Origin of the sequence: Brevibacterium sp. R8603A2, assembly GCF_023072605.1 — a bacterium.
GTDB lineage: Bacteria > Actinomycetota > Actinomycetes > Actinomycetales > Brevibacteriaceae > Brevibacterium > Brevibacterium pityocampae.
The window spans coordinates 1-12181 of record NZ_JALLGN010000017.1 but is presented as its reverse complement, the minus strand read 5'-3'; the positions used below and the strand labels follow the sequence as shown (position 1 = coordinate 12181).

The following is a 12181-nucleotide window of genomic DNA, read 5'->3' as shown; positions in this document are numbered from 1 at the left end:
GGCTCCGCGACGCCGATCGCGACGGCTCGGTGAGCGCGGCGCGGCTCAGCAGTCCGGGGGTCGAGTCAGCCGGGTGGATCAGCTGGCCGGGAGCCGGATCAGAAGGCCAGGGCCTGGGCGCGGCGGCGCACCTCGCCCTTGTTGTTCGCCCGGAGCAGGTCGATCGGCCGCCCGGGCAGCGTGTCGTCGGGGGTGAAGAGCCAGGCGATCGCCGCCTCGGCGTCGTAGCCTGCATCCTCGAGGAGGATGAGGGTGCCCTTGAGCGCCGGGACGGGTGCCTCGCCGTCGATGAAGAGGGCCGGCACCCGGAACACCATCGGGTCGCCGTGCTTGAATCCGGCGATCGCCCGGTCCTCGACCCAGCGCCGCACCTTCGAGATGCCGACGCCGGTGTCCTCGGCGATATCGGGCAGGGTCGTCCATTCCTCTACGAGGGTCTCTGCTGTGCTCACCCGTCCAGGGTACTGCCCGACACGCCGGGCGCGCACGCTCACCCGATTCTGCGCCGTCTCCTCGCTAGGCTGGTCATGACTCCATCCGCAGCTTGTCTTCCCCCTATGAACTGCAGGTCATCGCATGAGCACTCCAGCGACGCGTCCCGCCTCACCGCGGGCCCGACGGGCGTACAGCACTGCCGCCGCGTCCGCGCCCCTCATGGTCGCCGCCCTCCTCGCGGGCACCGCTCCCGCTCAGGCCGCGCACCCCGATGCCCCCGGCTCCCCGCTGCAGCCGGATTCCCGTCCTGCCCCGGCCCCCGGCCCCACCGCACCGCTCGAGGCGGCCGCGGCACCCGTCACCGAGGCTCCCCAGCTTCCCTTCGTCGTCGACGGGCCCGGCTTCACCTCGGGCACCACGACCGCCGCGGTCCCGGTGTCCCACGGCGGGCGCACCTACCAGGTGCGGACCGGGGACACGGTGATCTCCATCGCCGCGAAGCACGGGGTGTCCGCCCCCGCCCTGCTCGAGCTCAACCGCCTGCGCGGGAAGGCGGACGTCCGCCCCGGCCAGGTCCTCTCCCTGCCCGAGCAGGCCTCGGTCCCGGCGCCGGCCGGGCACCGTGTGCGCCCCGGTGATACGCTCGCCGCGATCGCGCACCGGCACGGCACCACCGTCCCGGCGCTCCAGCGGGCGAACGCGATGGGCACCTCGACGGTCCTGCGCACCGGGGAGCTCCTCGCGCTCTCCGGCACCGGCGCATCGAGCCAGCGGCCCTCGCCGCCCGCCGTCACCGACCTCCCCCATCTGCCGCGCGCCTTCGAGGGCCGCGCCTACCCCGCCGCGGTCCACACCGCCGCTCGGATCAACAAACAGACCCTCGCCGCCCGCCCGGCCCCGCACCGGACGGAGATCACCGCGCTCGTCGCCTCGATCGCCCGGCAGCTCGGCGTCGACCCGAGCCTCGCGCTCGCCGTCGCCCAGCAGGAGTCCGGGTTCAATCAGCGCGTCGTGTCCCCGGCGAACGCGATCGGCGTCATGCAGGTCTCGCCGGCCGCCGGGGCCTGGGCGGGACAGCTCGCCGGCCGCGATCTCGACATCCTCGACGCCGCGGACAACATCACCGCCGGCACGGCGATCCTGCGCTGGCTCACCCGCACCGCGGACTCCGAGTCGCAGGCACTCGCGGGCTACTACCAGGGGCTGAGCTCGGTGCAGGAGAACGGACCCTACGCGGACACCCGGCGCTACGTGCGCGCAGTGCAGGTCCAGAAGGACCGATTCAGGACACAGGAGCAGAAATCATGATGGCCCTCCAGGACCCGCTGCTCGGCATCGTGCTCGACGAGCGGTACCGCATCGAGGCGGTCGTCGCCCGCGGCGGCATGGCCATGGTGTACCGCGGCACCGACCTGCGGCTCGACCGCGAGGTCGCGATCAAGGTCATGCACGCCCACCTGCTCAGCGACGACACCTTCGTCGAGCGCTTCAAGCGCGAGGCGATCAACGCCGCGCGCCTCAGCCACCCCAACCTCGTCGCCGTCCACGACCAGGGTCGCGACGGCGACGTCGTCTACCTCGTCATGGAGTACCTCGAGTCGGTGACGCTGCGCAAGGAGCTGGGGCACCGCGGCCGGCTCAGCCCGCGCCAGGCGATCGTCGTCATGGACTCGATCCTCGCAGCGCTCGAGGCTGTCCACGCCGCCGGCATCATCCACCGCGACCTCAAGCCGGACAATGTGCTGCTCGGCACCGACGGCCAGATCAAGCTCGCCGATTTCGGCCTCGCCCGGGCGGTGACGAGCGCGACGACGACGAAGACGCTGATCGGCACGGTCGGCTACGTCGCCCCGGAGCTCGTCACCCGCACGGGAGCCGACGCGCGCACCGACCTCTACACGCTCGGCATCATGTTCTACGAGATGCTCACCGGCTCCCAGCCGTACACCGACGAGGTGCCGATCCAGGTCGCCTACCGTCACGTCCACGATTCGGTGCCCGCCCCCTCGGAATCGCGCGCCGGGATCAGCCCCCTGCTCGACGCGATCGTGCTGTGGGCGACCTCCCGCGAGCCCGACGACCGGCCGGGCGGCGCGAGCGCCCTGCGCACCGCGCTCACCGAGGCGCGGATGTCGCTCTCCGAGGCCGAGCTCGACCTCGCCACCGGCGACGGCGACCCCACCGCCCACTCCCCCGTGCTCACCGCGACGATGGTCATCGACGAGGATCCAGAGCAGCCCGAGCCCAAGGAGCCGCGGGCGCGCACCGACGAGATCCCCTACCTCGCCGACGAGGAGGACGACGACGCGGAGCGGGACGTCGACACCGGAGCCGCACAGGACTCCCGGGTCGCCGCTGCCGGTGCTTCCGCCGGTGCGCACGGGGCGGCGGGTTCCACCGGTCCCGGTCGCACGAAGCGCACCCGGATGCTCGCCGGGTCCGGCGGCGGGCCCCACGGCGGCGCGGGCACCCGTCCGGGCGGTCGCCGCGGGCCGCGCAAGCGGGTCGCCGGAGTGCTCGCCGCCGCTGTCGCGCTCGGCCTTGTGGCCTGGGGCGTGACACCCACGGAGGAGCCGATGGCAGCGGTGCCCGCCGCGGTCGCCGGCCAGGATCAGCGCGACGCCTCCCGCACCATCACCGATGCCGGGCTCGAGGTCCGCACCCACGAGGTCTTCAACACCGCAGTGCCGGCGGGCAAGGTCGTCGGCACCGAACCGGGGCCGGGCACCGAGCTCGCCCCGGACTCCGTCGTCACCGTGCTCGTGTCGAAGGGCGAGGAGCTGTTCGGCACCCCGGACACCGCCGGCGGCACCGAGGAGGAGGCGCGCACCGCGCTCGAGGAGGCCGGCCTCACCGTCGGCACGGTGTCGCGCGAGCACTCGTCGAGCGTGCCCGACGGCGAAGTCATGTCCCAGTCGGTGGAGGCCGGCGCACAGGTGTCGCCGGGCACCGCGGTCGACCTCGTCGTGTCGAAGGGCGTCGCCCCGGTCACCGTGCCGATCGTCACCGGGCTCGAGTACGACACCGCGTTCGGCAAGCTCACCCGCCTGGGCTTCCTCGTGGCGAAGGAGGAGAAGTACGACGACTCCGTCGAGAAGGGACGCGTGATCTCGCAGTGGCCGCGCGGAGAGAAGCAGGTGGGCCCGGGCGAGCTCGTCATCCTCACCGTGTCGAAGGGCAAGGAGCCCGCCGACGGCGAGAAGAAGGACGAGGCGGAGTCCGAGGAGAAGACGGACTGACTCCGGATCAGGCGTTCTCGGCGAGGCTGCGGGCGAGGATCTCCCCGGCGCGCCGGGCATCCTCGGCGGACACGTCGAGGTGCGTGACGATCCGCACCGAATCCTCGTCCATGACCGACACCCGCACCCCGGAGGCCTCGGTCGCCGCGGCGTAGGCCTGCGCGTCGAGTCCGGTGGGGCCGAGGTCGATGAAGACGATGTTCGTGTCCACGGTGTCCGGGTCGACGACCGCCGGGTCGACCTCGGCGATGGCGCGGGCGATCCGGGCCGCGGCCGCGTTGTCCTCGGCCAGTCGCTCGAGGTTGTGCTCGAGCGCCCACAGGCCGGCCGCGGCGAGGATCCCCGCCTGTCGCATGCCCCCGCCGTAGCGCTTGCGGAGTACGCGCGCCTCGGCGATGAGCTCGGCGGAGCCGACGAGCACGCTGCCCACCGGCGCTCCGAGCCCCTTGGACAGGCACAGGGAGACCGAGTCGGCGAGCGCGCCGTACTCCCCCAGTCCGACCCCGGTGGCCGCGGCGGCGTTCGCGATCCGCGCGCCGTCGACGTGGACGGAGACCCCGAGCTCGCGGGTGCGCGCGTGGAGGGTGCGCAGCTGCTCGATGTCGGCGACCCGGCCCCCGCTGAAGTTGTGGGTGTTCTCCACCGAGATCACCGCGGTGCCCACCTGGTTGTAGCCGCGCGGGCGGCTCACCATGGACAGCGCCTGCGCGGCGTCGAAGGTGCCGTCGGCCGACACCCAGGTGCGGGAGGTGACGCCGGCCAGCGCAGCGTGCCCGCCGCACTCGGCGCGCAGGATGTGCGCGCGGTGGTCGGCGAGCACCTCCCAGCCGCGGGGCACCTGCGCGGCGATGCCGAGCATGTTCGTCATCGACCCCGAGGGGCAGAACAGGCCCGCCTCATGGGACAGCAGTCCAGCCACCTGCTCCTCGAGGGCATTGATCGTGGGGTCCTCGCCGTAGACGTCGTCGCCCACCTCGGCCTCGGCCATCGCGCGGCGCATGTCCGGCGTGGGGCGGGTGACGGTGTCGGAGCGCAGATCGATCATCGGGGCCCTCCCGGGGTGTGTGCGGATGCCGTGGGTGCGGGGCGTCGCGGTCGCGGGGGTTCCCCGCCGGTGCGGTGCTCCGGTCCCGGCCTCGTCAGTGCTGGGTCTTCTGGCGGTCGGTGAGGTACTCCGCGACCTGGAAGGCCATCTCGAGGGACTGGTCGTGGTTGAGGCGCGGGTCGACGAGCGTCTCGTAGCGCCGCCGCAGGCCTTCCTCGTCGATCTCGGAGGCCCCGCCGAGCACCTCGGTGACGTCGTCGCCGGTGAGCTCGATGTGGAGGCCGCCGGGGATCGTGCCGGCGTCGTAGTGGGCGTCGAAGAAGCCGGCGACCTCGCCCATGACGTCCTCGAAGCGACGGGTCTTGTAGCCGGTGTTCGAGGTGATGGTGTTGCCGTGCATGGGATCGCACACCCAGGTGACCTGGGGCAGGCGATCGCCGATATCCCCGAGGAGCTTCGGGAGGCGCTCGCGGATGACCTCGGCGCCCATCCGGGTGATGAAGGTCAGGCGGCCGGGCTCGCCCTTGGGGTCGAGCTTGTCGGCCAGCGCGAGCGCGTCGTCCGCGGTGGCGGTGGGTCCGAGCTTGACGCCGATCGGGTTCTTCACCCGCGACAGGAAGTCGACGTGGGCGGAGTCGAGCTGTCGGGTCCGCTCGCCGATCCACAGGAAGTGGCCCGACACGTCGTAGGGGTCGCCGGTGCGGGAGTCGATCCGGGTGAGAGCGCGCTCGTACTCGAGCAGGAGCGCCTCGTGGGCGGAGAAGAACTGGACGGAGCCGATCGCGTCGAAATCGGCTCCGCACGCGTCCATGAACTTGAGCGCGCGATCGATCTCGCGGGCGAGCTGCTCGTAGCGGTGGTAGTTCGGGTTCGAGCCGAGGAAGCCGCGGTTCCACTCGTGGACGAGGCGCAGGTCCGCGAAGCCGCCGGTGGTGAAGGCGCGGATGAGATTGAGCGTCGACGAGGACACGTGGTAGGCGTCGAGCAGCCGGTTCGGGTCGTGACGGCGCGCCTCGGGGGTGAACTCGTGGTCGTTGACGATGTCGCCGCGGTAGGACGGCAGCGTCACACCGTCGCGGGTCTCCATGTCCGAGGACCGCGGTTTGGCGAACTGCCCGGCCATCCGGCCGATCTTGACGACCGGCAGGGATCCGCCGTAGGTGAGGACGACGGCCATCTGGAGCACCGTCTGCACACGGCGCCGGATGGCGTCGGCGGAGGCGCTGGCGAAGGACTCCGCGCAGTCTCCCCCGGCGAGCACGAAGGCCTCACCGCGGGACGCCTGCGCGATGTGGTCGCGCAGCCGGTCGGCCTCGCCGGCGAAGATCAGGGGCGGCACCTCGCGCAGGCGGTCGAGGACCCCTGCGAGCTCCTCGGCGTCCTGATACGTCGGCTGCTGCAGCGGCTCGAGAGAGCGCCAGGCGTCGAGACCGGCGATGGTCTCCTCGCTGGCCTCGGCCTGTCCGGCGGCTTCGTACAGTCGGCTGGTATTCAAGCTCACGGATGTCTCACCTGGTTCGATCGTTGTGATGGGGCGGGCGGGTGCGGGACGTGCGGCGGCTCAGGACCGGCCCTCGAAGTCCTCGGGCGACACGTGGTCGAGGAACTCGCGGAACTGCGCGACCTCCTCCTCGTCGGGCGCCGGGGCGTCGATGCCGTTCTCCGCGACGACCTCCTCGGCCGCATAGACCGGGCTGTCGGCGATGAGCGCCATCGCGATCGCGTCGGAAGGTCGGGCGGAGATCGTCTTGCCGGCCTCGGTGCGGAGCTCGGCGAGGAAGGTGTGGTTCTCCCGACCGGTGATCACGACTCGGCTCAGGCTGTCGCCGTGCGCTTCGAGGATGTCGAGCATGAGGTGGTGGCTCAGCGGCCGCGGCGGTGTCAGCCCGCGCTGCACGATCCCGATCGCGTTCGCCTCTGCGGCGCCGATCCAGATCGGCAGGAACCGGGGCAGGTTCACCGCCTTGAGCAGGAGGATGGGCTGGTTGGCGGGGAGCTCGATGCGCACCCCGACGACCTCGACTTCGACAGCGGCCATGGACAGCCCCGCCTCAGGCGGTCCGCGGTCGCTGCTGGAAGATCATCCGGAACTTGCCGATCTGCACGTCGGCACCGTTCTGCAGCTCCACGGAGTCGATGAGCTGCCGGCCCACGTAGGTGCCGTTGAGCGAACCGGTGTCGCGCAGGGTGAATCCGGCAGGGGTGCGGACGAACTCCGCGTGCTTGCGCGACACGGTCACGTCGTCGAGGAAGATGTCGGCGTTCGGGCTGCGCCCGACGGTGACGACATCGGTGTCGAGGAGGATCTGGGCACCGGCGTCCGGGCCGGAGACCACGACGAGCAGCGCATCGGAATCCTGCAGGTGCGCGAGATCCGGGACCGGGTGGATCTCACCGGTGTGCGGGTCGAGGAACCCTTGGAACTGCTGCGACTGGGGCTGCGAGTCCGCGGGCGCGGCCCGGCCGGAGTCGGTCTGGTGGTCCTGCGGTCCCCCGACGGCGCCGTAGGGCTGGCCCTGGGAGCCGTACTGACCCTGGTCCTGCGGCTGCTGCCACTGGCCCTGGTCGCCGTAGGGCTGGCCCTGCGAACCGTACTGACCCTGATCCTGCTGCTGCCACTGACCGTGCTGCGGCGCCGGTGCATCGTAGGGCTGCCCCTGGGAGCCGTAGGGCTGCTGTGCGCCGTACTGTCCCTGGTCCTGCGGCTGCTGCCACTGACCCTGGTCGCCGGACGGCTGCGCCTGCTGGGTGCCGTAGGCGTGGCCCTGGGAGCCGTTCTGCGGCTGCTGCCACTGCTCCTGGTGCACGGGGGCCTGCTGCCGGCTGTAGGGCTGTCCCTGCGAGCCGTACTGTCCCTGGTCCTGCGGCTGCTGCCACTGACCGTGCTGCGGCGCGGAACCGGCCTGGGCGTGCGGAGCGGGCGTGACAGGGGCGTGGTTCTGCGTCGGCGGCTGCGCGCCGCCGTCGGCCTCACCCTGCGGACCGGGCTGCTCGCCCTGGTCCCCGAACGGGAAGGTCTTCGGAGCCCGCTCCTCGTCGGTGCCGCCGTACCAGGGGGCCTGCGGGACTCCGGAGTCGTTCCGGGGGTCGTGCTGCTGGGACATCAGGCTCCCTCGCTTTCCACTTCCTGGCTGTACGTGTCTGCATCCATGAGCGCGTCCGCCTCGGCGGGGCTGCTCATCCTCACCTCGAAGAGCCAGCCGGCGCCGTAGGGGTCGGAGTTGACGGTCTCCGGGGTCTCGACGACCTCGTCGTTGACCGTGACGACCTCTCCGCTGACAGGGGCGACGACGTTGGACACACTCTTCGTGCTCTCGATCTCCCCGCAGGTCTCATCTGCGGTGATGGTGTCACCGACGGCAGGCAGGTCGACGAACACGACGTCTCCCAGGGAGTCCTGGGCGAAATCGCTGATCCCGACTCGGACGACGGCGTCCTGCCCCGTACCGGCGACCCATTCGTGATCGCGCGAGTACTTGAGGTCGGCCGGGAAGTCCAACTGAGCCATGTCATCTCCTGCGTCGTGTGGTGGTGCCACCAGCATAGCCGTTCGCCCACCTCAGGTAACATTCGGGCGACGAATTCGTCACACACCTTATCCGGGTGCTGTTCCGCGGTCGAGCGGGGCGCCGCACCCCTGCTCGGAGGCCGCTCGCCCGCCGGTCCCGGCTGCGCCCCTGACCAGCCATGATGCGGGCGTCGGTTCACGCACCTCCGGGTTCGGATCGCTCCGCGCACCGCCCCTGTTCAGCCGCCGCCCTCGCCACCCTTGTCGACGTCCTCGCCCTCGGCCGGGGCGACCACGCTGTCGATGTCCACCGCATCATGCGTCTCCACGGTGAACCTGCCCCCGCGCTGCTCGATCGTGTCGGCGACGCCGCCGGGGATCCGCATCGCCGTGGCCATGGTGTCCGGCTCGCCGATCGCGGTGATGGTGATCGGCCGGCTGAGATCCGTGCCGGCGACGCGCAGCCTGCCGTCCTCGGACTCGGTGAAGTAGGTGTCGACGACCACCCGGGTGCCGTTGATGTCGATCGCCTCGGCCCCGGCATCGCGCAGCTCCTGGACGAAGGTGACGAGGTTCGCCGCGGTGACGACGCCTGCAGAGCCGTCGATCGTGGCGACGATGCCCGGCCCGGTGACGGCGACGGTGCCGGCGAGGATCGACAGTGCCTCGACCCGGTCGCGCGCCTGCTGCCGGGCGGCCTCGCGCTGATTAGAACCGGATTCGAGCTCCTGCTCGTCCCGGCTCAGCTGGGAGGCCTCCGACTCGAGCCGGGCGTTGCGGTCGTCGATGTCGTCGAGCACCCGGACGAGCTCGGTCTCCGAGAGCTGACTGAGGCCGGATTCTTCGGTCTGCTGGATCTGGGCGACGAATGCGAAACCGAGCAGCGCGCAGAGCACTCCGGCGAGCGCCTGGGAGCGCCAGGAGGAGAGACCGAAGGCGGAGCGCAGCCTCTCCCAGGCCTGCTCCCGGGTGCCGGCGTGCTCCGGCTCCGGGTTGGGCCCGGGCGGACCGGACTCCGGTCGCTCCCGCGGATCGAGGTCGCCGGTGCTCATGCCTTGAACAGCTGTCTGCGGATGGCCGCGGCGTTGGTGAAGATGCGGATGCCGAGGACCACGACGACGCCGGTGGAGAGCTGCGAGCCGACTCCGAGCTTGTCGCCGATAAACACGATGAGCGCGGCGACGAGGGAGTTGGAGAAGAAGGAGATGACGAAGACGCGGTCGTCGAAGTTCCCGCTGAGCACTGCCCGCAGGCCACCGGCGAGCGCGTCGAGCGCGGCGACCACGGCGATCGGGAGGTAGGGCTGGATGACGGCGGGGACGGCCGGGTCGAGGATGATCCCGAGCCCGATCCCGATGACGAGTCCGATGATGGCGATCACAGAATGGCCTCCGGTCCGGGGTCGGTGCGTTCGGCGAAGCGCGGGGCGGAGACCTCGGCCGCGGGCAGGGTGCGCTCCTCGCGGGAGATCTGCGAGCCGATCCCGTATTCGGTCCGGATCGTCGTGAGGTAGTCGGCTGCGGGTGCGGCGAGGAACCGGTCGCCGAGCTTTTCGTCGCCGATCGCGACGACCTCGTAGGGCGGTTCAAGCGGATCGAAATTCACGAGGATCGCGCTGCCGGCCGAGCGGATGGCCGAGGCCGAGGTGAGCCGGTGGCCGTTGATCGCGATGCCCTGCGCACCGACGGCGTTCAACCCGTTGACGACGATCTGCAGGTCGATGTCCTGCACCCGGTTCTCCGCGGCGGTGGTCTGCCGGGGGTCGTCCTCGGCCTCGGCCCGGTCCTGGTCACGCAGGGTGATGATCGTGCCGGGGCCGGTGAGCTCCTCGGCGCCGGCAGTGCGGGCGAGCGCGTCGAGCTCGCGGCTCTGCTCCTCGGTCAGCGCCGAGCGCTGAGCGGAGGCGAGCGCAGCCGTGCGCTCCTCGATGTCGGAGGCGAGCCGCTCGTTGTCCTGCTGCCGGGACTCGATCTGCCCGGCGAGGAAATCGGCGGTGCCCCGCTCCCCGTCCTCGGTGCGGGTGAGCTGGACGACCGCGACGGTGAAGGTCAGCCCGAGCACGACGGCGACAGCGCCGAACATCATCCGCGATCCGGTGGTGCGGGGCACCTTCTTGCTCGCCGCGATCTCGTAGTCGGGCTCCGGAGTGCGGTTCCACAGGGATTCGAGCAGGGATTCGGAGAACGAGGTGCGGGGCCGGTCGGATTCGCGCGAGGAGATGCGGCGCTCGGCGAAGCGGCGGGCGCGCGCCGGGTCGGAGCGGCGGCTGTGGGAGCGGCGGGTGTCGGAGGCGGCGAGGGCGGCGCGCCTCTCGGAGATCGGCGGCTCCCGGTCGCAGCCTTCTGCGCGTGCTCGGGGGTCCTCGGAGTGCTCGTCCGCCACGCGCCCCTCCTCGTCTCGTCCGTCCCGATGCCGCGTCGATCCCCCATCGTGGCATATCCGGGCCGGTGTCGCACTCAGTCCAGGAGCGCGGACCGGCGGGGTCCGTGCGGATCACGCTGCGGGTGGGTCACACCTCGATCAAGGCGGTGCAGATGCCGCAGGTCTCGAACTCGCGGCGGCCTCAGCGCGCGATGGGGATGAAGAAAGAGGGTGAACTGGGAGAACTCGCGCATCCGGTTCCACCGGGTGGTGTTGTGGCAGCGCGGGCAGTCGCGCAGCGCGCCGGGGCCCTGGGGTCTCTGCCGCTTGCCGAAACCGAAGATGACGAACATCGGGCCAGTCTACGCGTCACCGGCCCGCGGGGTGCCGGCCGTTTTTGCCCGCACGGCGGGCGGGGTATAAGGTTGTCCAGGATCGTTTCGCCGCAGGGCGGACCAATCGGGCTATGGCGCAGCTTGGTAGCGCGCTTGACTGGGGGTCAAGAGGTCGTGGGTTCGAATCCCGCTAGCCCGACAGTGTGATGTCTCAGTACATCGGAAACACCCCGAACCCATGGTTCGGGGTGTTTTTCATTGCTTCTGGTAACGGCGTGTGGGGTCCAGGGTGAGGTCGCGGATGACTTCTCCGGTGGTCTTGTCCACGATCGTGATGTGGCGGTCTTTGATGATGAGGACGACGCGGGTTCGGGCGTGGGTTCGGCCGACGCCGATGGAGTACATGCGGGAGTCGTAGCGGAGGCTGACTTTCCCGGTTCTGTCGATCCGGTCGTGGCGGTAGCGGGTAGTGTCGGCCGGCAGTGGTGAGGGCGTGTCCTTGGGTTTGCTGATGTAGGCGGCGTAGGGGGTGGTCTTCTTCGCGCTCTGAACGCGCTGGGTGTTGTAGATGGTGGCGAACGCGTTGAGTCGGGTGTTGAGCTCTGCGATCGTGGTGGCCGGTTCGGTGGCGGCGAGCCATTTCTTCATCGTCTGTTGGAAGCGTTCGACTTTCCCTTGGGTCTGGGGGTGGTTGCCGGTGCCGTTGCGCTGTTCGATGTCGTGGGCGCGCAGGTGTTTCTCGAAGCGGTTGATGTCGCCGCGGTAGCGGGCGGTGTAGACGAGTCCGTTGTCGGTCAGGGTGGCTGCCGGGAGGCCGTGGCTGCTGGTGGTGCGGGTGAATGTGGATACCACGGTGTTGACGGTGATGCGGGGGTGGGCGGAGATGTGCAGCGCGTAGCGGGAGTAGTCATCGAGCCAGGTGATGACTTCGACGTCGGTGTCGTCGGCGAGTCGGACGTGGGTGAAGTCTGATTGCCAGCAGCCGTTGGGCAGCTCGGCTTCGAAACTGTCGCGCGTCAGATTTAGTGGCAGGGCCGTTATGTAGGTCCTGAAGGAGAGTCAGACATGGGTAGACCACCCTCGATTCCGGCGGAGAAGAAGACCCGGATAGTGCTGAGCGTGCTGGCCGGGGAGATGTCCATCGCCGAAGCGGCACGCAAGGAGAAAGTCAGTGAGCAGTCCATCGGACGGTGGAAGGCCGAGTTCCTGGAAGCCGGCAAGACCGCCCTGGTGGCCGGCAGGTCCGGACCATCCTCCC

General features: G+C 70.7%; 13 protein-coding genes, 1 tRNA gene and 1 pseudogene. 4 read left to right on the top strand and 11 right to left on the bottom strand.

What is annotated here, in order from left to right:
• Positions 1-98 precede the first annotated feature (98 nt).
• Entirely contained in the window at positions 99-452 is a 354-nt protein-coding gene (locus tag MTQ12_RS13850) for an Rv2175c family DNA-binding protein (RefSeq protein ID WP_247619084.1), read from the bottom strand.
• A 124-nt stretch (positions 453-576) separates the two neighbouring features.
• On the opposite strand from MTQ12_RS13850, the gene MTQ12_RS13845 reads away from it, so the two are divergent.
• Positions 577-1743 carry a LysM peptidoglycan-binding domain-containing protein gene (locus MTQ12_RS13845; RefSeq protein ID WP_247619083.1) on the top strand — a complete coding sequence of 389 codons (1167 nt, stop codon included), beginning with the start codon at positions 577-579 and terminating at the stop codon, positions 1741-1743.
• The gene (locus MTQ12_RS13840) at positions 1740-3674 is read left to right on the top strand and encodes a PASTA domain-containing protein (protein WP_247619082.1); all 1935 of its coding nucleotides are present in this window, start codon (positions 1740-1742) and stop codon (positions 3672-3674) included. The genes MTQ12_RS13845 and MTQ12_RS13840 overlap by 4 nt, the downstream gene beginning before the upstream one ends.
• Positions 3675-3681: 7 nt before the next feature.
• Here MTQ12_RS13840 and MTQ12_RS13835 read toward each other — a convergent pair whose 3' ends face one another.
• The 9 genes and pseudogenes from MTQ12_RS13835 to MTQ12_RS13795 form a co-directional block, all read right to left on the bottom strand.
• On the bottom strand, positions 3682-4719 hold the full coding sequence (locus MTQ12_RS13835; protein ID WP_247619081.1) for a GntG family PLP-dependent aldolase: 1038 nt from the start codon (positions 4717-4719) through the stop codon (positions 3682-3684).
• Positions 4720-4813: 94 nt separating this feature from the next.
• Positions 4814-6214 (bottom strand): 3-deoxy-7-phosphoheptulonate synthase class II, encoded by a 1401-nt coding sequence (locus tag MTQ12_RS13830; protein WP_247619112.1) that lies wholly within the window; start codon positions 6212-6214, stop codon positions 4814-4816.
• A gap of 66 nt (positions 6215-6280) precedes the next feature.
• Positions 6281-6757: a bifunctional nuclease family protein gene (locus MTQ12_RS13825; protein WP_137319973.1), complete on the bottom strand. Its 477-nt coding sequence runs from the start codon at positions 6755-6757 to the stop codon at positions 6281-6283.
• A 13-nt stretch (positions 6758-6770) separates the two neighbouring features.
• Positions 6771-7067 (bottom strand): annotated as a pseudogene (locus MTQ12_RS13820) (FHA domain-containing protein); the annotation flags it as partial.
• Between the two features lie 755 nt (positions 7068-7822).
• Positions 7823-8227, bottom strand: a complete 405-nt coding sequence (gcvH, locus tag MTQ12_RS13815; RefSeq protein WP_137319975.1) for a glycine cleavage system protein GcvH — start codon at positions 8225-8227, stop codon at positions 7823-7825.
• Positions 8228-8466: 239 nt separating this feature from the next.
• A complete protein-coding gene (locus MTQ12_RS13810) occupies positions 8467-9279 on the bottom strand; it encodes a DUF881 domain-containing protein (protein ID WP_247619080.1) in 813 nt (270 codons plus the stop codon).
• Positions 9276-9608, bottom strand: a complete 333-nt coding sequence (locus tag MTQ12_RS13805; RefSeq protein ID WP_137319977.1) for a small basic family protein — start codon at positions 9606-9608, stop codon at positions 9276-9278. The genes MTQ12_RS13810 and MTQ12_RS13805 overlap by 4 nt, the downstream gene beginning before the upstream one ends.
• Positions 9605-10609: a DUF881 domain-containing protein gene (locus MTQ12_RS13800; protein WP_247619079.1), complete on the bottom strand. Its 1005-nt coding sequence runs from the start codon at positions 10607-10609 to the stop codon at positions 9605-9607. The genes MTQ12_RS13805 and MTQ12_RS13800 overlap by 4 nt, the downstream gene beginning before the upstream one ends.
• 74 nt (positions 10610-10683) lie before the next feature.
• Positions 10684-10941 (bottom strand): hypothetical protein, encoded by a 258-nt coding sequence (locus tag MTQ12_RS13795; RefSeq protein WP_247619078.1) that lies wholly within the window; start codon positions 10939-10941, stop codon positions 10684-10686.
• A 107-nt stretch (positions 10942-11048) separates the two neighbouring features.
• On the opposite strand from MTQ12_RS13795, the gene MTQ12_RS13790 reads away from it, so the two are divergent.
• Positions 11049-11122: transfer RNA gene (locus tag MTQ12_RS13790), tRNA-Pro, on the top strand.
• A gap of 56 nt (positions 11123-11178) precedes the next feature.
• Here the strand turns inward: MTQ12_RS13790 and MTQ12_RS13785 are convergent.
• Positions 11179-11916 carry a DDE-type integrase/transposase/recombinase gene (locus MTQ12_RS13785; protein WP_247619111.1) on the bottom strand — a complete coding sequence of 246 codons (738 nt, stop codon included), beginning with the start codon at positions 11914-11916 and terminating at the stop codon, positions 11179-11181.
• Positions 11917-11988: 72 nt separating this feature from the next.
• Between MTQ12_RS13785 and MTQ12_RS13780 the strand changes: the two genes are divergently transcribed.
• Positions 11989-12181: helix-turn-helix domain-containing protein (locus MTQ12_RS13780; protein ID WP_247619077.1), on the top strand; the 193-nt coding region annotated here is incomplete at its 3' end.

What these genes read in the sequence shown, in the direction of transcription:
- MTQ12_RS13810 (WP_247619080.1), bottom strand. Translation starts at nt 9,279, where the DNA reads ATGAGCACCGGCGACCTCGATCCGCGGGAGCGACCGGAGTCCGGTCCG.
- gcvH (WP_137319975.1), bottom strand. Translation starts at nt 8,227, where the DNA reads ATGGCTCAGTTGGACTTCCCGGCCGACCTCAAGTACTCGCGCGATCAC.
- MTQ12_RS13795 (WP_247619078.1), bottom strand. Translation starts at nt 10,941, where the DNA reads ATGTTCGTCATCTTCGGTTTCGGCAAGCGGCAGAGACCCCAGGGCCCC.
- MTQ12_RS13845 (WP_247619083.1), top strand. Translation starts at nt 577, where the DNA reads ATGAGCACTCCAGCGACGCGTCCCGCCTCACCGCGGGCCCGACGGGCG.
- MTQ12_RS13835 (WP_247619081.1), bottom strand. Translation starts at nt 4,719, where the DNA reads ATGATCGATCTGCGCTCCGACACCGTCACCCGCCCCACGCCGGACATG.
- MTQ12_RS13840 (WP_247619082.1), top strand. Translation starts at nt 1,740, where the DNA reads ATGATGGCCCTCCAGGACCCGCTGCTCGGCATCGTGCTCGACGAGCGG.
- MTQ12_RS13825 (WP_137319973.1), bottom strand. Translation starts at nt 6,757, where the DNA reads ATGGCCGCTGTCGAAGTCGAGGTCGTCGGGGTGCGCATCGAGCTCCCC.